The following is a 25,844-nucleotide window of genomic DNA, read 5'->3' as shown; positions in this document are numbered from 1 at the left end:
TGTCACTTCTTGGTGCCGTTCGCCCGATATTGCTTGAGATAGGCGACGACGTCCGCCTGGTCCTGCGCGTTGGACAGGCCGGGGAACGCCATCTTGGTGCCGGGAACCACTTTCATCGGCGCCTGCAGGAAGCGGGCGAGCGTAGGGGCATCCCAGGTGAGGCCGAATTTCTTCATCGCGGCCGAATAAGTATAGCCGGGCAGCGTCCCCGCCTTGCGGCCGAACACCCCGTTCAGGTTAGGGCCCATGCGGGTACCCGGCGTCGCGCCGATGACATGGCAGGCAGCGCAGCGTGCGAACAGCTGCTGGCCGTGCGTGGCATCGCCCTTGGGCGCGGCCGATGCGGCAGCGGCCGACATCAGGGTCACGCCGGCAATCAGGAACCTCCGACCGATCGTTGGCTTACTCTTCACGCTGCCTCCTCACGATAAAATCTGCGCTCGGGATTGACCGTGAGCATCAGCAGCCCGGCAAGGAACGCCAGCCCTGCGATGACGGCGAATGCCGAGCCCCAACCATAATAAGTGGCAAGGCGCGCCGTGACCGCGACCGCGATCGCCGCGCCGATATTGCCGAGTGTGTTCATCACCGCGGACACTGATCCGGCAAATTCGCCACCGACGTCGAGCGTGACCGCCCAGGAAACGCCGACCGTCAATTCCAGCGCGAACAGAGCCAAGGCGAACCAGGCGATGCTGACCAACGGATCGGCCACCCACGCCGCAAGCGATACGGCCACAGCCGAGACCCAGAAGCCGAACACGGAAACAACGGCGCGGGCGAAGCGCAACTTGCCGGTGCGCTTCAGGATCTCGTCCGAGACGACACCGCCGGTGATATCCCCGATCAGACCGGCCAGGAACGGCAGGCTCGCGTAGAAGCCCATCGTCTTGAGATCGAGCCCGCGAGCGGCATTCAGATATTTGGGAAACCAGCTCAGGAAAACGCCGATGTCATAGGCGTAGCAAAAGTACATCGCCCCCAGCAGCCACATTTGCGGGTTTGGCAGGATCTGACCCCACGGGACTTGGCGCTTGCCCTTGCGAAAATGGCCGAGCGCATCGTTGATGCGGGTAAGTTCGCCTTCATTGACCGAAGGATGCTCGGCCGGCGTGTTACGGTAGAACCGATACCAGAGCAGCGCCCAGACGATACCGACGAGCGAGAAGAGCAGGAAGGGCAGGCGCCAGCTGAGCGCGGTCAGGCCGACCAACGTCACCACCATGATCGGCGTGACGGTGCTGCCGAACCGCGATCCGGCGTGGGTCGCGCCCTGCGCGAGCGCGCGTTCGGACGGCAGCATCCAGCGCGACAAGGCACGATTGGCGATCGGGAAGGACCCCGCCTCTCCCATGCCGATCAGGAACAGGCAGACCCCCATGGAGGCGGCCGACCAGGTGAGCGAGGTCAACGCAGTGAAGACGGACCACCAGATCACCACGCAGGTCATCGCCAGGCGTGGGCCAACCTTGTCCCCGAACCAGCCGCCTGGAATCTGGAAGGCGGCATAAGCGATGCTGTAACAGAACAGCACCCACCCCATGGTGATGGTGCTGATGCCGAAATCCTTCTCGATGAAGGGCGCGGCGACCGACAGCAGCACGCGATCGATATAGGTGATGAAGTAAGCGGCGATGACGAAGCCGAGCACCTTGTAACGAGCGCGGCTCGCCCGCACGAGCAGGCCGGACGCTACGGCGCGCGGCGGTATGGCATCGGCCATAGTGTCGTTCATTGCGCCGCGCCGCAGGCGTCGGCGGGACGGCCGGTGCAGGTCTGCCAGATCGTCGGCACCTTCTTGCCGGCGATGAAGACCTCATGGATCGTGCGGGTATTACGGATGTCGGCAACGGGGTTCTTGTCGAGCACCAGCAGATCGGCCCATTTGCCCGTCTGCACCGTGCCGATGTCTCGCGCCCCGATGAATTCGGCATTCGCGCTGGTGGCGGCGGTCAGCGCCTGCAGCGGGGTGATCCCCGCTTGGACCATCAATTCCAGCTCCCAATGCGCGAAATAGCCGGGGAAACGCGCGGTTGGGCCGCTGTCCGTCCCCATGCCGTAGCGGATGCCGGCCTTCGCCTCGGCAGCGAAATTCTGCATCGCGTAGCGCAGGGTCGGCGCATATTTGGGGAAGTTCGGCGCGGACGACAGCTTCTGCGCGCGTTCCGGGCTGGCGAGCTGGGTCAGCACATCGGGGGTGACGCCGCGCGTGAAGAAAGGATCGTTCAGAAAAGGCAGCGTGGCGTAGGTGAAGGAGGCTTCACGGCTGAGCGTCGCCGCCATCTGCCACACGCTTTTGGCCTTCATCTGGCTGAGCAGCGGCGCGTCCACCGCACGATCCCGTACTTCATGCGCGAAGGCGCTCACGCCCTCGCGCGTCAGTTCGGCGGCGTTGTCATAATAGAAGATGTGGGCGACCGTTTTTTTGCCGTCCTTGCGCGCCTGATCGATCACCGCGGTGCTGATCGCGGGCGGCATCCTTTCGGAGAGTTGACCGAATTCGTCGTCGACCCACAGCTTGATCATGTCGACATTCTTGGCGGCCTGGGCGTCGACCATGCGCCGCGCTTCTTCCGGCGTTGCGACTTGCTGGTCGAGCCCGGGTACGCCGCCATAGCTGCCCTTGAAGACGACGCCCTGACCCACCGTGAAGACGCGCGCCTTGTCGGGGCGGGTCGCGCGTTCGGCATCGCGGATCGGGAAGATCAGATCCTTCTCCGTTCCCAGCGTCTGCACGCTGGTGACGCCATAGGCGGCATAGAGGTGGAGCTGGCCGTCGATATTCTCCGGAGTCTGATATTTCAGATCCTGCGCGATGCCGTTGACGAGGCCGAGATGGACATGGCTGTCGATCAGGCCGGGCATCAGATATTTACCCGACAGATCTTCCGTCGTGGCACTGGCCGGCGCCTTCAGCCGCGCGGACGGACCAACCCAGGATACTTTTCCATCGGTAATGATCAGGGCCTGGTTCGCGATCGGCGCCTTGCCGGTACCGTCGATCAGGGTAAAGTTGCGAAGGACGACGGTTTCCGCGCTCGCTCCGCCTGCCAATGCCGTTGCCGCCAATGCTGCAATCACGGCAGCCTTACGTCGGAACACCGGCCTCTTGATCGATCCCATCTGACATCCTCTCCAGACCTAGTTTCATATCATATATGATCCGGTTAGGATGGTGGTACGGGTCGGACGGCGGGCCGTCAAGCACCCCCGACCAAGTTTATGCGCCGTTGATTTGTAGAAGAATTTTGGTGCGGCTGGACATCTCCTGCCCTTCCTTCTGAGGAGGGGACGCCCGATCCTGGGGAACGTTGAACCGCCCGGATTATTCTGCCGCCGCGCCCGCCGAAGCGCGATCCATACGTTCCTGTGAACGCTTCAAATGCTCACGCACCGCCTCTTCGGCAGCGGCCGGATCGTGCGCCATCAATGCCTCGATGATCCGCTGATGCTCCGCTGCGGCCTCTTCCGGAGCATTAGTGCTGTAGAGCGAGCGGAAGATCTGAAGATGCGCATGCAGCCGCTCGATCGTCTCCGCGATCAGGCGGTTGCCGCTGCCGGTCGCGATCAGGCGATGCAGCTTCGCATCCGCCTCGGCAAAGCGTGCGAAATCGCGGTCATTGCCTTCGGCGACACCGCGCATGCCCTCGTCGATTTCCTGCAGCGTGACGAGCGTCTCGTCATCCATCTTCTCGGCCGCGCGCGCCGCCGCATAGGGTTCGATCAGCAGCCGCAGCGCATACAGGTCCTGCACCTCCTCGCGCGACATGCGCGGGCTGGCGCGATAGCCGACATTGGGCATCTTGGAGACCAGCTTCTCCGCCTCCAGCTGGCTCAAAGCTTCCCGGATCGGGGTTTGCGAAATGCCGAGCTGGCGCGCGACCGTGTCGATCGCGATCCGCTCACCCGGCGCGATCTGCACCGTCATCAGCATTTCCAGCAGATGATCATAAGCCCATTCGACCAAAGTCGGCCCGGCTGCGGGGCGCCCTGCCTTGGCCGTCGGCGGGACGATGGCCGGCGGCGATGCGGTAATGGCGGAACGATGGTTAGTGCGAGGGACCGGCTGCATGGACACATAAACCCTATAGGATATTGCGCCATTGGGGAAAAGGCCGATCCACGCTTACACGCCCCATCCGTCGCATGACGATCGCAACGATTTTAAACCTATCACGATCAGCGAGATAGCCCATGTTCACGCCGATTTGCCGGTATCAGTGCGGGGGCGGAGCCGCTTCATTCGTTGTGAAAGGTCGTTCGCTCGCGCGCGCTAATCGCCGAGTCTCATGCGCCTGACGCCGTTGACCGACAGGCTTGCTTCAAGACCACGAGCCGCTAGCCGGCTGGCTGCGCGCGCAACGCGCGGAAGATCTCCGCCTCCCGTGCACGATAGGGTGTGCCGTCGGGCCGGACCAGGTCGTGAAACCAGACGACCGGCTGCTGCAGCGTATAAGGTCGTTCCCAGCTGTCCCATGGCAGGTTCGTCTGGATCTTGCCTTGCACGAACCCCCAGTTGACCATGCCGACATTCTCCCGCCGCGCCAGCGGCAGGACCGTATCGACGGTGGATCCGGCGCTGCGCGCCATCCATTCGGTGCAGATGATCGGCCGGCCATATTCTTTAAGCTGACGCACGCGCTGCTCGAACTGCTCTGGCCAATCATAATTGTGGAAGGTGATGACATCCGATTGATCGAGCTGGATCCGCTGGATGGGATCAAGCTTCGGGCGATTGCCGGGAGACCAGTCGCCGCCGTTCCAGACGCCGCTGGTCAGGGGCTGAATGGGATGCTGGCCCCGGGCCCATGCGAAGATCTGCGGCAATAGCGCGGTGATGCGCGCTTTTTCTTGTGGCAGCTGCAGCCCGTTATAATTGCCGCCGCCACCATTATCGGGCTCGTTCCAGACGTCCCAGGCGAGAATGCGCTCGTCACGGGCAAAGCTGCCGACGATATCCTCGACGTAGGATCGAAACCGTCTATCCTGTTTGGGATTGACCAGGTCGGTGCGGCTCGGGCCCTGGACCCAGCCGGAATTATGCACGCCGGGGATCGGCGGACGTTGCGGGCCGATATGCGGATCCGGATCCCAGCAGCTGTCGAATAGCACGAATACGGGCTTGATGCCGTGGCGGGCCGCGATCGTCAGGAATTGGCCGATCCGCTGCTTCAGCCCCGCCGGATCTTCCTGCCACGCCAGATCGTGGAGAAACACGCGCATCGTGTTCATTCCGAACCGGGTCTGCGCCCACCCTAATTCCTTGTCGATCCGGACAGGATCCCAACTTGCTGCCTGCCACATCTCCAGCTGGTTGATGGCGTTGGCGGGGACGTAATTGGCCCCGCTCAGCCAGGGCTGCCGCGCATACCAGCCATTGGCCTGAGCCGTGGACCAACGCTCGGCCACCGCCGCATGCGCGACTGAGGCAGTCAGCGCGACCGCCCCAAGCGCAAACCGGACGACGGCCTTCATCAGCCTGCGCTCAGCGCGCCGGCGCGGTCGAGAAACGCAGCACGATCACATTGTGGTAGGTCTGGCCGGGATCGAGCCGGACCGAGCCGAAGGACGGCTGATTGGGCGTATCCGGGAACATCTGGGGCTCCAGCACGATCGCATCGCCCTCGCGATAGAGCTTGCCGGCCTTGCCGATCAGGCTCGCGTCCAGGAAGTTGCCCGAATAGAATTGCAGGCCCGGCTGATTGGACAGCATCTCCATCACGCGGCCATGGACCGGTTCCTCGACGCGTACCATGAGGCGCGGCTGCGCGGCGATCTTGCGATCGATCACCCAATTATGATCATAGCCCTTGCCGAAGACGATCTGCTGATCGGACGCATCCCGCACGCGTGCACCGATCGCGGTGGGCTGGCGGAAATCGAAGACGGTACCGGCCACCGAGCGGATCTCGCCGGTCGGGATCGCACCGGCATCGGTGGGCGTGTAAGCGTCGGCCGGGATCGTCAGGAGATGGCCCATCGCGCCGAGTGGAGACCCCTCGCCTGCCAAATTCCAATAAGCATGATTGGACAGGTTGACGACGGTCGGCTTGTCGGTGGTCGCCTTGTAATCGATCGTCAGCTGGTTCTTCTCGTCGAGCGCATAGGTGGCGAGCGTTGTCAGCGTGCCGGGATAGCCCTGATCACCATCCGGGCTCACATAGCGCAAGGTCACGCTGGCCGATGCACCATCCTTGACGGACACCACGTCCCAGATAACCTTGTCGAAGCCCTTGGTACCGCCATGAAGCGCATTGGCACCGTCATTGACCGGGGTCTGGTAGCTTTTCCCATCGAGCGTGAAGCGGCCCTTGGCGATCCGGTTCGCGACCCGCCCAACGGTTGCGCCGAAGAAGGCCGGCTTCTTCAGATATCCTTCGATCGTCGGGAAACCCAAAGCCACGTCGGCCTTCTGGCCATCCCGATCGGGCACGATCAGCGACTGGATCGACGCTCCATAGGTGATGATGCGCGCCTGCATGCCGGCGCCGTTGGAGAGCGTGATCGCCTCGACGGAACGCCCATCGGCCTGGCCGAACGAGGCGCGGGACACGGTTGCCGCGCTTGCACCGGAGGCGGCGCCGGCAGCAGCCAGCAAGGACATGATCATTCTCCAGTTGCGCATCGCTCTTCCCTTTCCGCCAGCGTCCCGGCTCACCCGAACGTTGATTTTATATGATTTCGGCGCCGCCGGAGTGTCGACGGCCGCCGCGATTTAGCATGTGATCCGCCAGAAGGGAGGGGGCAAATAGACCAGTCGATCGTCGAGGCGCCAATGGGCCGGCCGGGGATCCCAGCACTCGGCCGGTCGCACCCAGATTGTCAGCGTGCCGGCCGCTTCAACCGGTCTCTTTATCGCCGTATAGCGCCTGGAATGTCGGCGCATTCGCCCGGACGGACCATGACGTCAGGTTGGACAGCAGATTGACCTGGGTCGCCGATAGCTCGGTATTGAACGTGTCATAATTCGGGAAACCGTAGACGTCCTGCTCGACGTCCACGAGGCCTCGCACCCAATTGTCCGAGATGCTGTCGAACCAGCTGCTCGCATAAGCAAGGTAGGTCCAGACCAGCGTCACCGTCTTGCCCGCCGCCACGTTGAACCAGCGATTGTCCACCGTCGTGAGCGTCTGCGCGAAGATCGGCGCCGCAGTTCCATTCTTGCTCGCGTTCCACAGACCTTCAAGCAATGGCTGGAAATCGGAGGAACTGAAAACCTGGTTGAACTGGAAGACGGGCTGGGGCGGATCGATCGCCCCCTCGTAAAGAGCATAACCCTGACCCTCGACATACGGCTGGTAGCCGAACAACGGCGGCAGGCAATCATCCACCACGATGGTGCCGGCGCTATCCAACCGCAGCAGCGTCTCCACATTCAGGAAAGCGATAACGTTATCGATATCGGCGTAAGACAGGATCGACGCGACGCCGCTATTTTCCAGCGAACCGCCATCCGCAAATTCGGACTCTGCCACCCGCTCGGCAACGGGCGGGTTCACCGGGCTCCAATATTGATATTTGGGCACGATGGACTGGAGGATGGCGAGGTCCCGCAGGCTCTGGTGGAGATCCGAAGCCGCCAGTGGACCGGCCGGCGATGCGGCGATCGCTGCGTCGACCTTGGCGTGCAGCTGCGCCCTTTCCTCGGGCCCGCGCGCCACCTTCTCGATCGCCCGCGGTCCATGCAGGCGCAGTGCGGCGGCGAACCGCGCGGGCGAACCTGCCCAGAGCTTCATATGTTCGATCAGCGTCTCCGCAAAGGCGGCGCTGCTTGTGCCCAGCGCGTCGGTCAGAGACCATTGGCTCGACTGGATGATCCGGGTGAGACTGTTCGTCGGAGGGATCGGATCGGAATCGAAGGCGAAGCTGGACACCGCACCGCCGCCGACCGCACGATTGTTCACGTCGATAGCGCCGGGAGGGCTCGCCAATATACCGGTGATGAACGGCGTCGAATGGACCGGAGCGAGCAGCGCCTGCTGCGATCCGACGCTTACCGACAGACTGCACAAACTGATTAGATAAGGCCGCTGCTGGCCTGACACGGACGCCACCAGATCCGCGTTTTCGTTCGCCAGCCCAGGATTGTCGCCCCGGATTCTCGCAAGCGAGGTCGCGTCATAGGAAAAGAACTGCGTCGGCAGCTGATCGATGCCGGGCACGTACAAACCATAGGGCTGAAGGAAGGTCTCCCCCATCAGCACCTGCCATAACTCGCTGCTTGGCACGCCATAATGGTCATAGAGCAGCAGCGCCTGGACGGCGAGCGCCGCGAGCGAGAAGCCCGAGGTAATCTGGCCGGCAATGCCGTTGGGCGGCAAATTGCCCAGCCCATCCACCGTCAAGTTTGCGGGCTCGACATACGCGCCCAGGAAGTCGCTGTCGCTGAAGCGATCGGGCAGGAAGATAAAGGGTATCCCGATCCATCCGCCGCCCGACACCGTCGACAAAGCGCGCGTTTGATTGAGCAAGCTGGAGCCGTTTGCCTGCAGCGCCTGCAACGCCTGGAGCTGACCAATCCCCGCGGAAAAGGCGCGCGAACCGCCCCCACTCAGGCAAATGCCGACATTGCCGGGGGTCTGGCGTGGGACGAAGCTGCCGGTGTCGTCCGGCGCGGCGCTGCTGCCCGTCAGGAATAATTCCGTAAAATAAGGGCCTGTGGCAGTATATTCGCCAGGAACGACATCGGTTCCCTTGATCTCGCCCGCACCTGATTGCTGATTTTCACCAACAGCTGCCATCCTCTTTCTCCAAATCATATTTCATCGGAAAACAGACAACATCAGATTCAGCATTATCAAAGCAGCATGTACAATGCTGCGCCCCAGAATCGCATCGGCTTATAGCCGGCATGATTACAATAACCTCATGCTACCATCATGCTAAAGTACAGGCAGCTTCGTTACATCCGCTTTGGTGCTATTACTTTGAAGTTGCTGCTGCAGCTCGGCTGGCAGACATGACACTCCAACTCCTCTAGCGCTTCAGCGGAAACACGCTCGATGAAGAGGTGCTGCCGATCGGTGTTTCGATACGTCCTTCGGCATAAGGTTCGAGCCGGTCGCGGTGCCCCCCCTTCGCAACAGGCAGGACAAGGCTCGATCCAATCTGCGCTGCAAACCGCCGCGACGCTGGCGCATGTCATATCCAATTCCAGCCGCCAGGACGATTGCGCTGCCCCAAAATCCGCCCTAACCAGCCGCACGATTCATCATATAATATCGCGCGGAGCAGAGGATGGATGTCGGCGAGCTGATCACGATCGACTGGGGCACGACCAATCGCCGCATCTTCGCCTTCGATAGCGCTGGCAAGACCAGCCTGCGCCAGGCCGACGCACTCGGCGTGACGGCGGTCGCCGCGGGCGGCTTTCAGGCGATCATCGACGACCTTCGCGCAGTGCACGGCGATCGCCTGTTTCTGCTCGCCGGCATGATCGGGTCCAATCGCGGCTGGGTCGAGGCGCCTTATATCCCCTGCCCGCTGTCGCTGGACGACCTGGTCAGCCGCCTGGAATGGGTCGAGCCTGGTCGCACCGCGATCGTCCCCGGCGCCTGTATCACCGACGGTGCGCGCGTCGATGTCATGCGCGGCGAGGAGGTTCAGTTGCTGGGCGCAGCCGCGGCGGGTTTGGTACCCGCGGATGTCGGCCTGTGCCATCCCGGCACCCATGCCAAATGGGCCGAGCTAAAAGATGGCGCGCTGGTCAATTTCCGTACCGTGATGACGGGTGAATTGTTCGCGCTGCTGCGCGCCCATTCGCTGCTGGCGGCGCAGATGAAGGGGGACGCCGTGGATGGGCCCGCCTTCCGCGAAGGCGTGGCGCGCGGCTTTGACGACCGAGCGTTGACAGCAGATCTATTCGGCACGCGAGCGCGCATCTTGCTGGGACGGCTGGAGCCAGACGATGCAGCTTCTTACGTCAGCGGCCTGCTGATCGGTGCCGACATCGCGATCGGGGTCGATATGGTGCCGCCCGGCACGATCGCCCTGATCGGCGATCTCCGGCTCACGGCGCTCTATGCTGCCGCCTTGAAGGTAGTTGGCCGCGAGACTTTGGAAGTCGATGGTGAGACGGCCTTCCTTGCCGGTATCAAGGCCATAGCGGAGAAACTTGCATGACGGCACTCGACCTGTTCCGGGCCAAGCTCGCAGAAGCGCCCCTCATCGCGATCCTGCGCGGGGTGAAGCCCGACGAGATCATCGCCATTGGCGACGCCCTGGTGGAGGCTGGGATCGGCATCATCGAAGTGCCGCTCAATTCGCCCGAGCCGTTGCGCAGCATCGAGGCGCTGGCGGCACATCTTGGCGACACGGCCATCGTCGGTGCCGGTACCGTTCTGACGGTGGATCAGGTGCACCAGGTCGCGGCCGCCGGGGGACGGATCATCGTCTCGCCATCCACGGATATCGAGGTGATCGCCGCATCGGTTGCCGCCGGGCTGGTTTCGGCCCCAGGTTATTTCACGCCCAGCGAGGGCTTCGCCGCCTTGAAAGCCGGCGCCCACACGCTGAAGCTCTTTCCGGCTGAGGCCGCCACGCCGGCGGTGGTGCGGGCGCAGCGCGCCGTGCTGCCAAAGGATATGCCTTTGCTGATCGTCGGGGGCGTTACTGCGGGCGATGTCGGCAAATGGCTCGATGCCGGTGCCAACGGCTTCGGCCTGGGCTCCGCATTGTACAAACCCGGCCAATCTGCCGCACAGGTCGGCCAGCAGGCAGACGCCTTCGTGGCGGCGGTGAAGGCGCATCGTGGCTAAAATCCGACTTGGGCTGGTTGGGTTTGGCAAGATCGCGCGGGATCAGCACTATCCAGCCATCTCAGCCAACGCAGATTTCGATCTAAGCGCGGTGGTTTCGCCCGAGCCGCTTGCAGATATGTCCGTCCCGGCCTTCGCGGACGTGAAGGCCATGCTGGAGGCAATGTCGCTGGATGCGGTAGCGATCTGCACACCGCCGGGCCCCCGCCATGATCTTGCGCGCGCCTGCCTGGAGGCGGGTTTGCACGTTTTGCTGGAAAAGCCGCCCGCCACTACCCTGGGGGAGGTGGCGGATCTGCAGGCACGCGCGGGCGCATCGAAACGCAGCCTGTTCGTAACATGGCATTCCCGCTTCAACGACAATGTCGCCGAGGCGGCGGCGATCACACGGCGCGAAGGGATTGCGACGCTCGACATACAGTGGCTCGAGGATGTCGAGAAATGGCATCCAGGCCAGGCGTGGATTTGGCAGGCGGGCGGCTTTGGCGTATTCGATCCCGGCATCAACGCGCTCTCCATTGCGACCTTGCTCTGCCCCGCCCCGCTGCTCGTAAAGGGCGCCAGGCTGGACATGAACGACGAAGGACAACAGCCGGAAGTCGCAACCCTGCGCCTGGCGACCGGCGGCATCGAGATCGGCATCGCCGCCCATTTCCACTTCCGGCACACGACCGGCGAGCGCTGGACGATCGATATCACCACGCAAGCGGGCACCCGCCTCGCTCTGTCCGCGGGCGGCGCACAGCTGTCGGTCAACGACGGCCCAATCCGCGAAACCGCCAATCGCGAATATGCCCAAATCTATCAGCGCTTTGCCGCGCTGATCGCGGACCAGGCCAGCGACGTCGACGTCGAGCCGCTGCGGATCGTCGCCGACGCCTTGCTGGTCGGAGAGCGGCTGACAATCCGCTAACGCGCCGCGACGATCGTCGCCGCCGGCGCGCACGCAATGCCGTTGCCGGTTGAACACGCGTCGATTGCCTCGGTCTCGACGTGCTCAACGCCGATACATCGGAGCATCTTGGCGGCAACGATGCGGGCGGACGCGGGATCGAGCCCAGTCACGTCGATCCGCAGACGCAGGCGGTCCACGGACATTCTTTCCGACGCGATCGCGATGATCCGGACATCATGCTGCGCCAGCAGGCCGACGATGCGACACAGCAGGTCTGCGGCGCCGGCCATCTCCAGATAAAAAGCGGTCACGCCCATAGCAGCGACCGCCCCGCACGGACGGGGCTGTCCCGTATCATGCGACGCGCCATCTGATCGGCGGCGCGCGATGGCGCCACGCCCTCGTCCCAGGCTGATGCCAACACGCGCTCCAGCCGAGTGCCGGTGGCCTCGACCCGTCTCTCCACCTCAGCGAGATCCCAGCCGAGATATTCTGCGGCAACGTTGATGATGCCACCAGCATTCACGACATAATCCGGCGCATAGAGAATGCCGCGATCCGCCAGTCGATCGCCGTCTTCAGGCGTCGCCAGCACGTTATTGGCCGCGCCGCACACCAACTTGGCCCGAAGCGCGGCGATGGCAGATGTGTCGAGAATGCCGCCAAGCGCACATGGCGCAAAGATGTCGGCTCGCGCACCGACAATCTGATCCGGCGGCAGAATGGCTGCATCATAGCGCGCGGCGAGAGCGTCGGCCACACCCGGCCGTGGCTCCGCGAGGATCAGCCGGACACCCGCACGATGGAGCAGTGCGCACAGATGCGTACCCACATTGCCCAGGCCCTGGACGGCCACGGTCAATCCTTCGAGTTTGCAGCCGAACCGATAATGCGCCGCGACCTCCATAGCGCGGAATACGCCGCGCGCCGTCCACGGCGACGGATCGCCGCCGGCGCGCCCGGGCATGGCGGGAAGCCCCGCAACGTGATCCGTGGTGCGGCGCACTGCAGACATATCCGCAATCGTGGTGCCGACACCTTCCGCCATGACATAATTCCCGCCGAGATCAGCGACGGCCCTGCCGACTGCCTCAAACAGCCGCGTGCGATCGAACGGTCCGTCGGGTAGGGCCAGCACAGCCTTTCCGCCCCCGAGCGGCAGACCTGCCAGGGCATTCTTGTAGCTCATGCCTTCGGCGAGCCGTAGCGCGTCGAAATGCAGCGCGGCCATGTTGGGGTAACGCCAAAAGCGGCACCCGCCCGCCGCTGGACCGAGCCGGCTGGAATGCAGCACGACCACGCCTTTCAGACGAGCGCGCGCATCGTCGAGTACCACCACCCGCTCCGGCGGAGAGCCTGCAAAATGTCTGAGCCGCGTCATTTCATTCCCGTTCGTCGTCGCGACCATTCTCGCAGCCCTTGTCGGGAATTTCTGAGCTATCTTGGCGCTCAGGTCGGGCCTATCGGTCAATTTTTGCGGGAATGATCCCTTTGGAGGAATTTCTTTGCTGACTTCGCTCGATCCGTTCGACCGCAAAATTCTCCATGCGCTGCAGGAGGATGCCAGCCAGCCCACGGCGAAGCTGGCCGAACAGGTGGGATTATCCACCTCGCCCTGCTGGCGGCGGATCGAACGGCTCGAGAAGGAGGGCGTGATCGTCAAGCGCGTGGCGATCGTCGATCGCCAAAAGGTCGGCCTAAACGCCCAGATCTTCGCACAGGTGAAGCTGAATGCGCATGGCCGCGCCAATCTCGACGAGTTCGCCGCTGCCATCCGCGGTTTCCCCGAGGTATTGGAGGCCTATGTGCTGATGGGCGTGTTCGATTTCATGCTACGGATCGTGGCGGAGGATATCCACGCCTACGAACGCTTCTTCTTCAATCATCTGTCGAAGCTGCCGGGCGTCCAGGAAATCAATTCGACCGTGGCGCTGTCAGAACTGAAATCGACAACCGCTCTCCCCATCCGCTGACCCGATGCCGCCCGCTTGCTTGTCCAGCACGGTTCAGCGTGTGGGAAAAATCTATTTGGGCCAATGTCTTCCATCAGCGAGGAGACGCTTGCGGGGATCGTTGCGCACGCGCATAGACCGACCAAGCGTTCTTCGTTGGCGGCGATCAGCGTCGCTTGTGAAGCTGTTCAAACTACCCCGAAGCAGCCCGTTAGAGAGGCGCTGACGCGGGAGGAGAGATGCCCCGAATGTATGTCATTGCCCTGCTGTGTCTTGTCTGTGCGATTCTGTCTGCCTCGCTCTCATTTGCCTGGCAGAATGCGCCGAGGGCGGTTGCGGAACATTGGACGGTGCGCCGCAAGCGTGAGGCCAGGGTGCGGGCAGGACGAACCGGCGCTCTCTATCTTGGTGCCACCGCGATTGCGCTGGGGGGTCTCGCGCAGTTTCTGCAATGACGGCTGCTGTGAGGACCCGACAGCCCAAGCCTAAGATGTGAAGAGCTGTGGCTGTCGCAGCTTGAGCGCCTGCACAAGCATATAGGTCTTTGCGTCGCCCAGGAGATCATTGTCGGCGAGCGCAGAAAGGTCGAGCAGTGAAATTTCCTGGAGCGTGATGCACTCATTCTCGTCGTCGGCGCCCCCACCTGGGCCGGTGCGCTGTGCGGGGGAATATGGTGCGAGAAACAGCGAAATGCGCTCGGTCGAGACGGCGGGCATCGGCCACAGCGTCGCGACTTTCTCCAATTGGGCGATCGCGACGCCAGCCTCCTCCATCGCTTCAGCGCGGGCGGTGTCCTCTGGCGTTTTGCCTTCGACCCGCCCGGCGACCACTTCCAGCAGCGGCGCATGGCCCAGGTCGAGAACCGGGGCGCGCGGCTGACGTACCAAAAGCGCCACCCGCCGATCGGGATCGTACAGCAGGACCGCGGCAGCATTGCCATGATCCTCGATCACCCGCTTCTCCACCGCGCCGTTCGGAAGCTTCAACAGCACCTCGGAGAAGGTGGACCAGCGGTCATGGATCAGCCGGCGGTCGATAATCTCTGCTTCGACGTCGCCCATGGCTATTGGGCCATGTCCTTGAGCGGGATGGCCGTATCGGCAAGCCGATCGGCCGCAACGCGACTGCGGGCGATGACGAGCGCGCGGCCCTGCACATAATCGCGGGTCGAATTGACGCAGTCGAGCGCGACCACATGCCCTTCTTTCAGGTAAAGGATCGAGAAACTGCGGCTGGCAGGATCGCCCCGCACGACCTCGGCGTCATGGCCCGCGCTCAACCCGACGGTCTGCAGCTTCAGGTCATATTGGTTCGACCAGAACCAGGGCACCGCCGCGTAGGGCTCGGGGGCACCTGTCAGCGCCTTGGCAACGATGGTGGCCTGATCATTTGCATTCTGAACCGACTCCAGCCGGATCGGCAGATTGTCCGCAAAGGGGTTGGCGTGCAGCGCGCAGTCGCCGATCGCGTGAACATGCGGCAGGCTGGTCCGGCAATATTCATCGACGGCAACACCATTGCCACCCTCGGCACCGGCCGCCAGCAGCGGACCGACCGCGGGCACGATCCCGATACCGACGATTACCATGTCGCACGGGCTGATTTCCCCGTCTGCCAGGCGCACGCCGGTGACGCGACCATTCGTGCCGACAATGGTATCAACCATCACATCGAACCGCAATTCCACTCCGTGGGCGCGATGCTCTTCCTGATAGAAGTGCGACAAGGCGCGGCCGGCGACGCGTGCCAGCACGCGATCCTGCGTTTCGAACAAGGTCACGGTCTTGCCGAACTTGGTCAAGACCGCAGCCGCTTCCAGACCGATATAGCCGCCGCCAATCACCGCAACCCGGCCGGTGGTGGGCAGTTCGGCCATGAGCCGATCCACATCTGCGCGGGAGCGAACGGAATGAACGCCGGCGAGATCGCCGCCCATGCAACTGAGGCGTCGCGCGTGCCCGCCAGCGGCCCAGACGAGCTCGCCATAACCGATTGCCAGCCCCGCCGCGGTCGTGACGGTGTGCGCCTCCGCATCGACCGCGAGGACGCAATGCCCGGTCAGCATCGCAACTTCGCGTTCCTGCCAGAAGGCGGCGGGCCGGATCAGCATCCGCTCGAACGGCTTCTCCCCCGCGAGATATTCCTTGGAAAGCGGCGGGCGCTCATAGGGAAGCTCCGGTTCCTCGCCGACGATGGCGATCGAGCCGGCGAATTTGCGCTGCCGCAGACCGATGGCAAGATTTGCGCCGGCATGCCCCCCACCGACGATGACAATGTCATAATGCTGCACGCGAATTCCCCCGCTTCGCCCTGCCTGTAGCATAGCGACCCGCAGGCTCAATGTGGTGCAACAAAGGAGGGAGGAGGGACTTTGCTCAGGCAGCGAGGCGTTGCCCGGCCTGGAAGGGGCATAGACCTGCGAAGAATTGGTCGGTGCAGGCGTCCCAGCTGTAGCGCCGCCCTTCCGTTGCGCAGTCAGCACGGTCGGCGGAGAGCGCCGCGCGGATCGCGGTGGCCAGATCCTCGTCCATCGCCCCGACGCGACGCTGCGCAGTACCGATGATGTCGAGCGGGCCGTGGACGGGATAGGCGGCCACGGGCGTGCCGCTGGCCAGGGCTTCGATCATGACGAGGCCGAATGTGTCGGTCCGGCTGGGAAAGACGAAGACGTCGGCCGAGGCATAAGCCGAGGCGAGCGACGGCCCCTGCAAGGCGCCAAGGAAATGCGCCTCGGGATGCTGGTGCGCCAGATGCGCCCGCGCCGGCCCGTCGCCAACCACGACCTTGGATCCGGCGATAGGCGTATCGAGGAAAGCACCGATATTCTTCTCGACAGCGACACGCCCGACATACAGCTGGATCGGACGGGGCAGATCGGCGAGCGCGGGCAAAACAGCCGCGTCGGGCGTGAACAGATCCAGATCGACGCCGCGCGACCAGCGATGTGTCTGCGCCAGACCCTGCTGAGCCAGTTCTTCCGCGAGCATCCCGGTTGCAACCATGATCCGCTTGGCCGGCGCATGGAAGCGTCGGACGACCGGCCAGAACCATGCGGCGGGCAAGCCGGTGCGCATGGCCACATAATCGGGGAAACGCGTGTGGAAGGATGTCGAGAAAGGCAGGCGCCGATCCAGGCACCAGCGTCGCGCTGACCAGCCGAGCGGCCCTTCGGTCGCGATATGGACTGCCTCTATGCCGCAATGATCCAACCGGCGCGCAACCTCACGGCCGCAGCCGAGCGCCAAGCGTATCTCAGGGTAGCTCGGACAGGGAATCGTCCGGAACTGGTCGGGCGTGATCGTTTCGACGCTGTGGCCGCGCGCGCGCAGCTTGCCGACCGTCGTCTCAAGGGTACGAACGACGCCGTTGATCTGCGGGCGCCAGGCGTCGGTAACCAGCGCCAGCTTCATGCAGGCACAAGCACGAGCGGAGCGACACCTTTGGCGGTGCCGGCCCGCGCCGCTTCCTGCCGCTTATGCTCGGCCCAGTCGATGATCTCCATGCGACCATCGTCATGTTCGGCCAGCGCGGTGCAGCTTTCGACCCAATCGCCGTCATTATAATAAGTGATGTCGCCAAATTCGCGGATTTCGGCGGAATGGATGTGTCCGCACACCACCCCGTCGACGTTGCGCTCGCCGGCCGCGTGCGCCACCACTTCCTCAAACTTGGAAATGAACTGGACCGCATTCTTGACGCGCTTCTTCAGATGCGCGGCGAGCGACCAATACGGCAATCCGAAACGGCGACGCACGAAGTTCACCACCGAATTCGCCTTCAGCAGGAATTCGTAGGCACTATCGCCGAGGAAGGCGAGCCATTTGGCGTAGAGCACGATGCTGTCGAACTGATCGCCGTGCAGCACCAGCAAGCGTCGACCATCGGCGGTTTCGTGGATGGCCTCGCTGACGACCGTCACATCGCCGAAGGCGAGGCCGGTATAATCGCGCAGCACCTCGTCATGGTTGCCGGGCACGTAGACGACATGAGTCCCGCGCTTGGCCATCTTGAGGATGCAGCGCACGACATCGTTATGCTGTGGCGGCCAGTACCAGCCTTTGCGCAAACGCCAGGCATCGATGATGTCGCCGACCAGATAGAGCGTCTCGCACTCGACGGACTTCAGGAAATCCAACAGCAATTCGGCATTGCAGCCGGGCGTGCCGAGATGAATATCCGAGATCCAGATCGTGCGATAGTGCGTGCGCTGGCGTGGGGCCGGCTTCGCGTCGGGTTCATCGAACCAGGCGGGCAAGTTCGTGGGCGCCGAAAACGGCTTCTTGGGGCCACCCGGCTTGACGCGTAGCGCCACGGGAAGGTCTGGGAGAGAGGCCAAGCTTTCGCTCCTCGCGCCGTTTCAATGATGGCCTTGTACGGCAGACTGATGAAAGCTGCGGGTCAGTCCCGTGGCAGATTGATGAACGCGCGCGGCCATTTCACCGCCGACTGTCACAAAAGCGTGATCAACCCGTAGCGCGTCTGTCGCGGAACTGACCGATAGCTCTCCGGATCACGGGAGAAGTTGGCGTGGCGACAGCAATGCAGACGCGATCGGTAGCAGCGGCCTATGACCGCTGGGCGCCGATTTACGATTTGGTATTCGGCGCAGTCTTCCGCCAGGGGCGCAGCATCGCGATCGATGCGGCCAACCGCATCGGCGGCCGCGTGCTGGAAGTCGGCGTGGGCACGGGTATATCGCTGCCGCATTACAGCAAACGCTGCACGCTCTACGGCATCGACATTTCGGACGGTATTCTCGGCAAGGCGCGCATGCGCGCGCAGACGCTCGATAATGTCGAGGCGATCGCCGTGATGGACGCGGAGGATCTGCGTTTCGACGATGGCGCATTCGACGTCGTCGTCGCGCAATATGTCATCACCGCCGTCCCGAACCCGGAACGCGCGCTCGATGAATTTGCCCGCACGGTGCGCCGCGGCGGCGAGATCATCATCACGACGCGGATCGGCGCCGGCAAGGGCCTGCGGGGACGGGTCGAAAAGCTGCTGATGCCCATCACCAGCCGATTGGGGTTCCGCACCGAATTCCCGTTCGAACGCTATGCCGACTGGGCGTCTGCCAATGGCAGCGTCGAGCTGGTCGAACGCAGCCCCCTCCCCCCGCTCGGCCATTTCGAGCTCCTCCGCTTCCGCAAGAACTGAACGGACCGCACATGAGCGAAATGTTGGAACAACCGACCGGCAAGATCGCCGCCTTCCGCGCACAACTCGATGAGCAGCGTTGGGACGATCACCGTTATTATCATCACAGCCTGATCAATCAGAGCCTGCACTTCCTGAGCGCAAGCACCTTCATCGGCGCTTACATCCTGATGTTCCACGATCCGGCGCTGGCGAGCCTGCTCGGCTGGTGCGTGGCGATGACGAGCCGCCAGGCGGGCCACTTCTTCTTCGAGCCCAAGGGCTATGATGCGGTCAACGATGCGACTCACGCATATAAGGAAGAGATCAAGGTCGGCTATAATCTGGCCCGCAAGGTCGTCTTCATGACGATGTGGGCGCTGATGCCGCTGGTCCTGCTGATCAACCCGACGCTGTTCGGTGTGTTCGCGCCGATCCCCGGGCCGATGGGCTTCCTGCGCCATGTCGGCCTGATGTGGCTGGTGCTGGGCATTGGCGGACTATTATTCCGGACCTTCCAGCTCTTCTTCATCCGCGACGTGCCGACCGGGTTGGTATGGGCGGCCAAGATCGTGACCGATCCGTTCAACGACTTCATGCAGTACCGCCACGCGCCGGTACGGCTGTTGAAGGGCGAGCGGCTCGATGCCGGGATTGCGACCCGTTAAGCGCATCTGAGACATCCGTTCGTGCTGAGCTTGTCGAAGCACCGCCCTGTTCGTTGGGGCGGTGCAGACGGAAAAATGCCGCTTGGACAGGCTCAGGGCGGACGCGGCGTTGCCTTACCGACCCAGCCGCCGTGCGATCAGTTCGCGCAGAATGCCGCGACGAACGGCCTTGTTGGTGGCGTCCGGCGCGTGCCACCACCAGCCGTTCGCGGCCATGCGCAACGCGGCGCGGGTGAAACGATCGACGACTTGGTCGAAATCGGCATCCGTATAGTTCAGGCTGAAGATGATGCGGCCGGTTCCGACCCAGCTCAACAGAAGCCCTTCCTCGCGCAGATAATATTGCAGCATCCAGTTGAAGCGCGACGGCGCGGTGTACAGCACCGTCCAGATCGAGGACAGGTTGGCGACCCGCACCGGCACGCCCGCCGCTTCCAGGCTGGCATTCATCCGTGCCGCGCGACCACTCCAAAGCTCGTCCAACCCGGCGTAGAGCGCTTGCGTTTCCGGAAGGTCGAGCGTGCGCAGGAAGGCATTGGTCGTCGCCATCACGTACGGATGCGCGTTGAAGGTCCCGCGCGCGAAGCAGATGTCGACCGGGCGATCGTCGCGGAAGCGCTTCATCAGCGCTGCCTTGCCGACCAGGACGCCGATCGGCAGCCCCCCGCCGAGCGTCTTGCCATAGGTCACCATATCGGGGCGGATCCCGAAATATTCGGCGGCTCCACCGCGCGCGAGGCGAAAGCCGGTGAAGACATCGTCCAGGATCAGTACGATCCCGCGATCGCGGCAGACGTCCGCCAGCCGTGCCAGCCATTCCGCATAGGCAGCCCGATCGAAGCCGGCATTGCGGCTGCCATCAACCAGGGTGTTATCGGACGGGGCGGCGGCGTTCGGGTGAAGCGATTGCAGCGGATTGATCAGCACGCAGGCAATATCGCGCCGCGTCGCGAGCGTGCGCAGCGCCTTCTCCGACATTTCCGCGAGCGTGAAGGTGCGATCCGCCGAGACCGGATTGCCGATGCCGGGCTGCACATCGCCCCACCAGCCATGATAGGCGCCGCAGAAGCGGACCACATGGCTGCGCCGGGTATGATAGCGCGCGAGCCGCACCGCCTGCATGACGGCTTCGGTGCCCGACATGTGGAAGGAGACTTCGTCGAGTCCGGTGAGCGCCCGCAGGCGCGCGACATTGTCGGCGACAATAGGGTGAAGCGCACCCAGGACCGGCCCCAGATCCCGCACCTGCGTGACTGCGTCGGCAATCATCGTCTTGTAGGCATCGTAGCCGAGCAGGTTGACGCCGTAGGATCCGGTGAGATCGTAGAAATCATTGCCGTCGAGGTCGGTCACGGTGACGCCGGCGGACGTCTCGACGAAGGCGCTCACGGCGAGATGCTCGCGCACCATCCGCGCGAATTGGAAGGGCACGCGATAGCTGCCTGTGAACTGAAGGTCGGACAGTCCGGTCCGCGTCTCCGCCGTCAGCGCCCGCCCCTTGGGGAAGCGGGCCGCGAACAATGCGGCGAGGCGATCAAAGCCCTGCTCCCGCTTCACGACGATGTCGTCGGGGGCGCCATCGCAGCGGAACAAGCGATCACGATCATATTCGACCGCCGGAATGAGCCGGGCGATGCGGCGCGACCATTTGGAATGGCCGGCCAGCGACGGGTGTTTGGCTTGCGACAGCAACAGGCGACGCCGGCCGGCGGTGGCGCCGAGGCCGACCGATCCAGCCGCAAGGAAGGCGAGAGACCAGTTCATGACTTTTGCTACCGCGCTTCGGCAACGGGAATATGACAATGCGTAAGGCGATCGGCCGTCTCGTTGCCAACGAGGATCTGAACTTCCTGCTGACCAACCGCCTGCCGCGGCGGCTGGCGACGAACTTCATCGGCTGGTTCAGCAAGATCGAGCAGCCGCTGGTGGCTCGTACGTCGATCGCGGTGTGGCGCTTCTTCTCCGATGTCGATCTGGCCGATGCCAAAGAGATGCGGTTCAAGAGCATGCACGCCTGCTTCACACGTACCCTGCGGCCGGGCGCACGCCCGATAGACCCCGATCCGGACGTGATCGTCAGCCCCTGCGATGCGATCGTCGGCGCGCATGGCCGCATCGAGGGGGACGAAGTACACCAGATCAAAGGCGCACCCTATCGCCTCAGCGAATTGCTGGGCGACGCGGATGCCGCGCGCGATTTTGAGGGCGGCACCTATGTGACGCTGCGCCTGACGGCCGGCATGTATCATCGTTTCCACGCGCCGCATGACCTGACGGTGGAACAGGTGACCTATATTTCGGGTGACTGCTGGAACGTGAACCCGATCGCGCTGAAGCGGGTGGAGCGTCTATTCTGCAAGAATGAGCGCGCGGCGATACGCTGTCGGCTGAACGACGGCACACCGATCATGCTGGTGGCGGTGGCAGCGGTGCTGGTGGCGAGTATCCGGCTGACCTTCATGGATACGGAGCGTGCGCTACGGATCGGGGGGCCGCGGAAGGTCAAATTGGCTACAGAGCTGACTAAAGGGGCTGACATGGGCTGGTTCGAACATGGTTCGACGATCGTGATGCTGGTACCGCGAGGCTACGAACTAAAGCGGGAGATCGACACCCCGGCCCGCATGCACGCCGGAGTCGGCCTGTTCGATCGAAGGTAGCGCCTGGCAAGCGCTCGGATCCTTACACTGCGACAAGCTGGTTCAGCTCGCGTTCGAACGCGCGCACGATAGCGTCGTAATCCCAAGACGTTTCCGCACGGCGGCGCGCGGCTGTGCCAAACGCCTGACGCTCGGCAGGCGCGTCGAGAAGATGCTGGATGGCATCCGCAAAACCACGCGCGTCGCCTGGCGCGGTGAGGACGCCGCAACCGTCTACCTCCCGCGCCAGGCCGGTGTCCGGATCCGCCGTCGCGATGACCGGGCGGCCCGACGCGAGCATGTTGGTAAGCTTGGAGGGGAGGACGAGATCGGCTGCTTCTGCCTTCTGCGGCAGCAGGTGCACCGTCGCCAATCCAAGCAATTCACTCAAGCGCGATTTGGGCTGAAGGTCGTGGAATAAGATCCGGGATATTCCCTGCTCCGCCGCCTGTGCCTCCAGCGTGGCGCGATTGGGCCCCTCCCCACAGATCACGAAGGTAAGGTCCTCGCGATGGCGGAGCAGATTTGCCGCGTCGAGGACGATCTCAATACCTTGTTTGTTGGCGATATTCCCTGAGTAAAGCGCCACGTGCGGCGTTTCGATGCTCCATTCAAGCCGATACGCCGACGGTGCCGCAAGCGGCGTGATCGCGGCGATGTCGGCCCAGTTGCGAAACTCCACAATCTGCGCCGGCGCGACACCTGAGGTCGCCAGCTTCCGACACATTTCGGCACTGATACTGCTCACGCGATCAAAGCCGCGCAGCGCCCTTTGCTCCAGCGAGCGCGCGGCGCGCGCGGCGGCGCCGTCTTTCGGAAGCAGGCCGGTTGCGACGGCCGCATCCACCTCGAAATCCTGGATGTGCAGCCAGCTTTTAGCGCCGGCGACGCGCGCGGCGCGCAAGGCCAAAGGTGCCGAGGCCAGCGAGGGTGCGATCGTCAGTACGACATCGGGTTTGAAGGACCGCGCGGCCTTCATCATGGGCCGATAGGCCGATGCGGCGAAGCTCGCATGATGGACAAGGCGTTTGGCGCCGCCGGGCCGGGCCGGCACGTAGAGCGGACAGCGCGTCACCGTCACGCCATGTTCGACGGTCGTTCGCCATCCCCTGCCCCGGAAGCCCTCATGGACTTGCCATTGGGGATAATAAGGCTTGGCGGTGACGACCTGAACCTCGTGCCCGAGCTCGACCAGTTTTTCGCACAGCCCCGTCGTATAGATCGCGATCCCGATGGCTTCAGGTGCGTAATTGATTCCCAGGACGAGAATGCGCATGCGTCAGGCGCGGTGGTCCAGAAACCATTGGTAGGTCGCGGCGATGCCGTCTTGCAGCGCGATGCTGGGGCTCCACCCCAGCGCCCGCAAGCGATCAGCGCTCATCAGCTTGCGCGGCGTGCCGTCCGGCTTGGTCAGATCGCGCTCGATCGTGCCCTCATAGCCGACGGCGCGGCTGACCATCTCGGTAAGCTCGAGGATGGTCACATCGGAGCCTGAGCCGACGTTGACATGCTCATCCCCCGAATAGGTCTTCATCAGGAAGACGCAGGCGTCGGCGAGATCGTCGACGTGGAGGAATTCGCGGCGCGGCGTGCCCGTGCCCCAGATTTCGATGCTGGGCGCGCCGCGCTGCTTCGCCTCATGCGCCTTGCGCAGCAAAGCCGGCATGACATGGCTCGACTGCAGATCGAAATTGTCGCCGGGGCCGTAGAGATTGGTGGGCATGGCCGAGATGAAGTCGCGGCCGTGCTGGCGGCGATAGGCCTGGCACAGCTTGATCCCTGCAATCTTGGCGATCGCATACCATTCGTTGGTGGGCTCGAGCGGGCCGGTCAGCAGCGCGTCCTCACCGATCGGCTGCGGCGCCATCTTGGGATAGATGCAGGACGAGCCGAGGAACATCAGCTTCTCGACATCCTGGGCATGGGCTGCCTCGATGATGTTCGCCTCGATCATCAGATTGTCGTAGAGGAAGTCGGCGGGGAAACTGTCATTGGCGAGGATGCCGCCGACCTTGGCCGCGGCCAGGAAGACCGCGTCGGGCCGGTGGGCCGCGAACCAGCCGCGCACCGCCGCCTGATCCTTGAGATCCAGCTCGGCATGGGTGGCGGTGAGGATCGTGCAATCCTCCGCCGCCAGGCGCCGCACGATCGCCGAGCCGACCATGCCGCGATGGCCCGCGACGTAGACGGTCTTGCCGCGCAGATCGTAGGAGCCGCGCAGATCGTAGGAGCCACCCGGGGCCATCTTAGGCGCCCTTGTCGATCGGCGCGAGCTTCATCACCTCTAGGTCGGCCAGCACCATCTCGCGCGCCAGCTCGCGCACCGGCGTGTCGTGGGTCCAGCCGAGCTGGGCCTTGGCCTTGGCCGGATCGCCGATCAGCAGATCGACCTCGGTCGGGCGGAAATAGCGCGGATCGACCTCGACCAGGCAGGCGCCGGTCTCGGTGCAATAGCCCTTCTCCTCCACGCCCTCGCCGTCCCAGCGCAGCGTGATGCCGACATCCTGGAAGGCCCATTCGACGAAGGTGCGCACGGGCGTCGTCTGGCCGGTGGCGAGGACATAATCGTCCGGCGTATCCTGCTGCAGCATCAGCCACATGCCGCGGACATATTCGCGCGCATGCCCCCAATCGCGCTGGGCATCGAGATTGCCGAGATACAGCTTGCCCTGGCGACCCAGCTTGATCGCGGCGGCCGCGCGCGTGATCTTGCGCGTGACGAAGGTCTCGCCGCGCAGTGGGCTTTCATGGTTGAACAGGATGCCGTTGGAAGCGTGCATGCCATAGGCTTCGCGATAGTTCACCACGATCCAGTAGGAATACATTTTCGCGACGGCATAAGGCGAGCGCGGGTAGAAGGGGGTCTTTTCCGACTGGGGCACTTCCTGCACCAGGCCGTACAATTCGGAGGTCGACGCCTGATAGAAGCGCGTCTTCTTCTCCAGCCCGAGGATGCGGATCGCCTCCAGCAGGCGCAGCGTGCCGGTGCCGTCGGCATTGGCGGTATATTCCGGCGTCTCGAAGCTCACATGGACGTGGCTCATCGCGGCGAGATTGTAGATCTCGTCCGGCTGGGTTTCCTGGACGATGCGGATCAGGTTGGTCGAATCGGTCAGATCGCCATAATGGAGCTTGAACCGGGCGCCTTCGACATGCGGATCCTGATAGATATCCTCGATCCGGCCGGTGTTGAACGACGAGGAGCGGCGCTTGATGCCGTGAACCTCATAGCCCTTCGACAATAAGAGATGGGCGAGATAGGCACCGTCCTGGCCCGTCACGCCGGTAATCAAGGCGACCTTACGTTCCGTCAATTTCATTCCCCCCGGAATAACGGGCCCTCAGGTCGCAGACCGGAGCGAGTTTATCAAGGGGTTTGCTGCGGCGCGGCATTATCGACGACATCGCTGCGCGGGTGCGAACGGCGGCGGTAGCCGCGCGTCATCAACGGAGCCTGACCCACGAGAGCGCGGCGCGGTGGCGCATCGAGGAGGCTTCGGGCCATCGCCCGCCTCCGCGCAATTTTTTTTAGATCGTCCGGGCCCGGCTGGCCTGACGACGGTTCAAAGAGCCCAAAACATGGCTAAAAACGAAAAAACACCAGAAACGAACTAGATGATTTGCCCGATGGCGGGAGACGTCCTTCGTGGAACATATAGCGAACATAGAGGGAGAGTCAATGGGGAGATAGACCAGCCTTGCCGCCTTGCAGGCCGTAGCCGGCGCCGATCCCTCATCGGCGGTAGCGTGGTGGCGCGACGCGCCGGAGCGCCCCTCCCCTTGCGGAACAGCTT

24 protein-coding genes are annotated in these 25,844 nt (G+C 63.5%); 7 read left to right on the top strand and 17 right to left on the bottom strand.

Going from position 1 to position 25,844, the window contains the following annotated elements:
• Window positions 1–2: 2 nt before the first annotated feature.
• The 7 genes from ACOJSI_RS18795 to ACOJSI_RS18765 all read right to left on the bottom strand — a co-directional run bounded on the left by ACOJSI_RS18795 (window position 3) and on the right by ACOJSI_RS18765 (window position 8,741).
• The gene (locus ACOJSI_RS18795; RefSeq protein ID WP_420139846.1) at window positions 3–413 is read right to left on the bottom strand and encodes a c-type cytochrome; all 411 of its coding nucleotides are present in this window, start codon (window positions 411–413) and stop codon (window positions 3–5) included.
• Entirely contained in the window at window positions 410–1,735 is a 1,326-nt protein-coding gene (locus tag ACOJSI_RS18790) for an MFS transporter (RefSeq protein WP_420139845.1), read from the bottom strand. The genes ACOJSI_RS18795 and ACOJSI_RS18790 overlap by 4 nt, the downstream gene beginning before the upstream one ends.
• The gene (locus ACOJSI_RS18785) at window positions 1,732–3,123 is read right to left on the bottom strand and encodes an amidohydrolase family protein (protein WP_420139844.1); all 1,392 of its coding nucleotides are present in this window, start codon (window positions 3,121–3,123) and stop codon (window positions 1,732–1,734) included. The genes ACOJSI_RS18790 and ACOJSI_RS18785 overlap by 4 nt, the downstream gene beginning before the upstream one ends.
• A gap of 202 nt (window positions 3,124–3,325) precedes the next feature.
• Window positions 3,326–4,072 (bottom strand): GntR family transcriptional regulator, encoded by a 747-nt coding sequence (locus ACOJSI_RS18780; RefSeq protein WP_420139843.1) that lies wholly within the window; start codon window positions 4,070–4,072, stop codon window positions 3,326–3,328.
• 266 nt (window positions 4,073–4,338) lie between these two features.
• Window positions 4,339–5,475 (bottom strand): cellulase family glycosylhydrolase, encoded by a 1,137-nt coding sequence (locus ACOJSI_RS18775; RefSeq protein WP_420139842.1) that lies wholly within the window; start codon window positions 5,473–5,475, stop codon window positions 4,339–4,341.
• Window positions 5,476–5,485: 10 nt separating this feature from the next.
• A complete protein-coding gene (locus tag ACOJSI_RS18770; RefSeq protein WP_420139841.1) occupies window positions 5,486–6,625 on the bottom strand; it encodes an aldose epimerase family protein in 1,140 nt (379 codons plus the stop codon).
• A gap of 214 nt (window positions 6,626–6,839) precedes the next feature.
• Window positions 6,840–8,741, bottom strand: coding sequence for a hypothetical protein (locus ACOJSI_RS18765; protein WP_420139840.1), 1,902 nt, complete (start codon window positions 8,739–8,741; stop codon window positions 6,840–6,842).
• A gap of 496 nt (window positions 8,742–9,237) precedes the next feature.
• On the opposite strand from ACOJSI_RS18765, the gene ACOJSI_RS18760 reads away from it, so the two are divergent.
• The 3 genes from ACOJSI_RS18760 to ACOJSI_RS18750 are packed head-to-tail and all read left to right on the top strand — an operon-like array spanning window position 9,238 to window position 11,670.
• Window positions 9,238–10,122, top strand: a complete 885-nt coding sequence (locus ACOJSI_RS18760; protein ID WP_420139839.1) for a 2-dehydro-3-deoxygalactonokinase — start codon at window positions 9,238–9,240, stop codon at window positions 10,120–10,122.
• On the top strand, window positions 10,119–10,757 hold the full coding sequence (locus ACOJSI_RS18755; RefSeq protein WP_420139838.1) for a 2-dehydro-3-deoxy-6-phosphogalactonate aldolase: 639 nt from the start codon (window positions 10,119–10,121) through the stop codon (window positions 10,755–10,757). Before ACOJSI_RS18760 ends, ACOJSI_RS18755 begins: the two co-directional genes overlap by 4 nt.
• Window positions 10,750–11,670, top strand: coding sequence for a Gfo/Idh/MocA family protein (locus ACOJSI_RS18750; protein WP_420139837.1), 921 nt, complete (start codon window positions 10,750–10,752; stop codon window positions 11,668–11,670). The genes ACOJSI_RS18755 and ACOJSI_RS18750 overlap by 8 nt, the downstream gene beginning before the upstream one ends.
• On the opposite strand, the gene ACOJSI_RS18745 is transcribed toward ACOJSI_RS18750, so the two are convergent.
• A complete protein-coding gene (locus ACOJSI_RS18745; protein ID WP_420139836.1) occupies window positions 11,667–11,963 on the bottom strand; it encodes a hypothetical protein in 297 nt (98 codons plus the stop codon). The genes ACOJSI_RS18750 and ACOJSI_RS18745 overlap by 4 nt on opposite strands.
• Window positions 11,960–13,033 (bottom strand): Leu/Phe/Val dehydrogenase, encoded by a 1,074-nt coding sequence (locus tag ACOJSI_RS18740; protein ID WP_420139835.1) that lies wholly within the window; start codon window positions 13,031–13,033, stop codon window positions 11,960–11,962. The genes ACOJSI_RS18745 and ACOJSI_RS18740 overlap by 4 nt, the downstream gene beginning before the upstream one ends.
• A gap of 127 nt (window positions 13,034–13,160) precedes the next feature.
• Here ACOJSI_RS18740 and ACOJSI_RS18735 point away from each other — a divergent pair, with 127 nt between their 5' ends.
• Complete coding sequence (locus ACOJSI_RS18735; protein WP_420139870.1) at window positions 13,161–13,625, top strand: Lrp/AsnC family transcriptional regulator; 465 nt, start codon at window positions 13,161–13,163, stop codon at window positions 13,623–13,625.
• Between the two features lie 464 nt (window positions 13,626–14,089).
• Here the strand turns inward: ACOJSI_RS18735 and ACOJSI_RS18730 are convergent, their stop codons facing one another.
• From ACOJSI_RS18730 to ACOJSI_RS18715, 4 genes are read right to left on the bottom strand one after another with little or no spacing between them, the layout of a single operon-like run.
• The gene (locus ACOJSI_RS18730) at window positions 14,090–14,665 is read right to left on the bottom strand and encodes an NUDIX domain-containing protein (RefSeq protein ID WP_420139834.1); all 576 of its coding nucleotides are present in this window, start codon (window positions 14,663–14,665) and stop codon (window positions 14,090–14,092) included.
• Window positions 14,666–14,667: 2 nt separating this feature from the next.
• Window positions 14,668–15,927, bottom strand: a complete 1,260-nt coding sequence (locus tag ACOJSI_RS18725; protein ID WP_420139869.1) for an NAD(P)/FAD-dependent oxidoreductase — start codon at window positions 15,925–15,927, stop codon at window positions 14,668–14,670.
• Between the two features lie 52 nt (window positions 15,928–15,979).
• A complete protein-coding gene (locus tag ACOJSI_RS18720; RefSeq protein WP_420139833.1) occupies window positions 15,980–17,014 on the bottom strand; it encodes a glycosyltransferase family 4 protein in 1,035 nt (344 codons plus the stop codon).
• The gene (locus tag ACOJSI_RS18715; protein ID WP_420139868.1) at window positions 17,011–17,916 is read right to left on the bottom strand and encodes a UDP-2,3-diacylglucosamine diphosphatase; all 906 of its coding nucleotides are present in this window, start codon (window positions 17,914–17,916) and stop codon (window positions 17,011–17,013) included. The genes ACOJSI_RS18720 and ACOJSI_RS18715 overlap by 4 nt, the downstream gene beginning before the upstream one ends.
• A gap of 215 nt (window positions 17,917–18,131) precedes the next feature.
• On the opposite strand from ACOJSI_RS18715, the gene ACOJSI_RS18710 reads away from it, so the two are divergent.
• Window positions 18,132–18,764 carry a class I SAM-dependent methyltransferase gene (locus ACOJSI_RS18710; protein ID WP_420139832.1) on the top strand — a complete coding sequence of 211 codons (633 nt, stop codon included), beginning with the start codon at window positions 18,132–18,134 and terminating at the stop codon, window positions 18,762–18,764.
• Between the two features lie 11 nt (window positions 18,765–18,775).
• The gene (locus tag ACOJSI_RS18705; RefSeq protein ID WP_420139831.1) at window positions 18,776–19,411 is read left to right on the top strand and encodes a hypothetical protein; all 636 of its coding nucleotides are present in this window, start codon (window positions 18,776–18,778) and stop codon (window positions 19,409–19,411) included.
• A gap of 114 nt (window positions 19,412–19,525) precedes the next feature.
• Here ACOJSI_RS18705 and ACOJSI_RS18700 read toward each other — a convergent pair whose 3' ends face one another.
• On the bottom strand, window positions 19,526–21,175 hold the full coding sequence (locus ACOJSI_RS18700; RefSeq protein ID WP_420139830.1) for an aminotransferase class III-fold pyridoxal phosphate-dependent enzyme: 1,650 nt from the start codon (window positions 21,173–21,175) through the stop codon (window positions 19,526–19,528).
• Window positions 21,176–21,213: 38 nt separating this feature from the next.
• On the opposite strand from ACOJSI_RS18700, the gene asd reads away from it, so the two are divergent.
• Window positions 21,214–22,071 carry an archaetidylserine decarboxylase gene (gene asd / locus ACOJSI_RS18695; protein ID WP_420139829.1) on the top strand — a complete coding sequence of 286 codons (858 nt, stop codon included), beginning with the start codon at window positions 21,214–21,216 and terminating at the stop codon, window positions 22,069–22,071.
• A 22-nt stretch (window positions 22,072–22,093) separates the two neighbouring features.
• Here the strand turns inward: asd and ACOJSI_RS18690 are convergent, their stop codons facing one another.
• From ACOJSI_RS18690 to gmd, 3 genes are read right to left on the bottom strand one after another with little or no spacing between them, the layout of a single operon-like run.
• Window positions 22,094–23,326 carry a WcaI family glycosyltransferase gene (locus ACOJSI_RS18690; RefSeq protein WP_420139828.1) on the bottom strand — a complete coding sequence of 411 codons (1,233 nt, stop codon included), beginning with the start codon at window positions 23,324–23,326 and terminating at the stop codon, window positions 22,094–22,096.
• A gap of 3 nt (window positions 23,327–23,329) precedes the next feature.
• Window positions 23,330–24,295 carry a GDP-L-fucose synthase gene (gene fcl / locus ACOJSI_RS18685; RefSeq protein WP_420139827.1) on the bottom strand — a complete coding sequence of 322 codons (966 nt, stop codon included), beginning with the start codon at window positions 24,293–24,295 and terminating at the stop codon, window positions 23,330–23,332.
• A gap of 1 nt (window position 24,296) precedes the next feature.
• A complete protein-coding gene (gene gmd / locus ACOJSI_RS18680) occupies window positions 24,297–25,370 on the bottom strand; it encodes a GDP-mannose 4,6-dehydratase (RefSeq protein ID WP_420139826.1) in 1,074 nt (357 codons plus the stop codon).
• Window positions 25,371–25,844 lie beyond the last annotated feature (474 nt).

Origin of the sequence: Sphingomonas sp. (genome assembly GCF_048595155.1) — a bacterium.
Lineage (GTDB): Bacteria > Pseudomonadota > Alphaproteobacteria > Sphingomonadales > Sphingomonadaceae > Sphingomonas_I.
Note: the sequence above shows the minus strand (reverse complement) of the source record. Positions and strands in the feature narration are given on the sequence as shown.

Coding starts and splice junctions, on each gene's coding strand:
- ACOJSI_RS18790 (WP_420139845.1), bottom strand. CDS start 1,735: ATGAACGACACTATGGCCGATGCCATACCGCCGCGCGCCGTAGCGTCC.
- ACOJSI_RS18785 (WP_420139844.1), bottom strand. CDS start 3,123: ATGGGATCGATCAAGAGGCCGGTGTTCCGACGTAAGGCTGCCGTGATT.
- ACOJSI_RS18780 (WP_420139843.1), bottom strand. CDS start 4,072: ATGCAGCCGGTCCCTCGCACTAACCATCGTTCCGCCATTACCGCATCG.
- ACOJSI_RS18775 (WP_420139842.1), bottom strand. CDS start 5,475: ATGAAGGCCGTCGTCCGGTTTGCGCTTGGGGCGGTCGCGCTGACTGCC.
- ACOJSI_RS18770 (WP_420139841.1), bottom strand. CDS start 6,625: ATGCGCAACTGGAGAATGATCATGTCCTTGCTGGCTGCTGCCGGCGCC.
- ACOJSI_RS18765 (WP_420139840.1), bottom strand. CDS start 8,741: ATGGCAGCTGTTGGTGAAAATCAGCAATCAGGTGCGGGCGAGATCAAG.
- ACOJSI_RS18760 (WP_420139839.1), top strand. CDS start 9,238: ATGGATGTCGGCGAGCTGATCACGATCGACTGGGGCACGACCAATCGC.
- ACOJSI_RS18755 (WP_420139838.1), top strand. CDS start 10,119: ATGACGGCACTCGACCTGTTCCGGGCCAAGCTCGCAGAAGCGCCCCTC.
- ACOJSI_RS18740 (WP_420139835.1), bottom strand. CDS start 13,033: ATGACGCGGCTCAGACATTTTGCAGGCTCTCCGCCGGAGCGGGTGGTG.
- ACOJSI_RS18730 (WP_420139834.1), bottom strand. CDS start 14,665: ATGGGCGACGTCGAAGCAGAGATTATCGACCGCCGGCTGATCCATGAC.
- ACOJSI_RS18725 (WP_420139869.1), bottom strand. CDS start 15,927: ATGCTACAGGCAGGGCGAAGCGGGGGAATTCGCGTGCAGCATTATGAC.
- ACOJSI_RS18720 (WP_420139833.1), bottom strand. CDS start 17,014: ATGAAGCTGGCGCTGGTTACCGACGCCTGGCGCCCGCAGATCAACGGC.
- ACOJSI_RS18705 (WP_420139831.1), top strand. CDS start 18,776: ATGAGCGAAATGTTGGAACAACCGACCGGCAAGATCGCCGCCTTCCGC.
- ACOJSI_RS18700 (WP_420139830.1), bottom strand. CDS start 21,175: ATGAACTGGTCTCTCGCCTTCCTTGCGGCTGGATCGGTCGGCCTCGGC.
- asd (WP_420139829.1), top strand. CDS start 21,214: ATGCGTAAGGCGATCGGCCGTCTCGTTGCCAACGAGGATCTGAACTTC.
- ACOJSI_RS18690 (WP_420139828.1), bottom strand. CDS start 23,326: ATGCGCATTCTCGTCCTGGGAATCAATTACGCACCTGAAGCCATCGGG.
- fcl (WP_420139827.1), bottom strand. CDS start 24,295: ATGGCCCCGGGTGGCTCCTACGATCTGCGCGGCTCCTACGATCTGCGC.
- gmd (WP_420139826.1), bottom strand. CDS start 25,370: ATGAAATTGACGGAACGTAAGGTCGCCTTGATTACCGGCGTGACGGGC.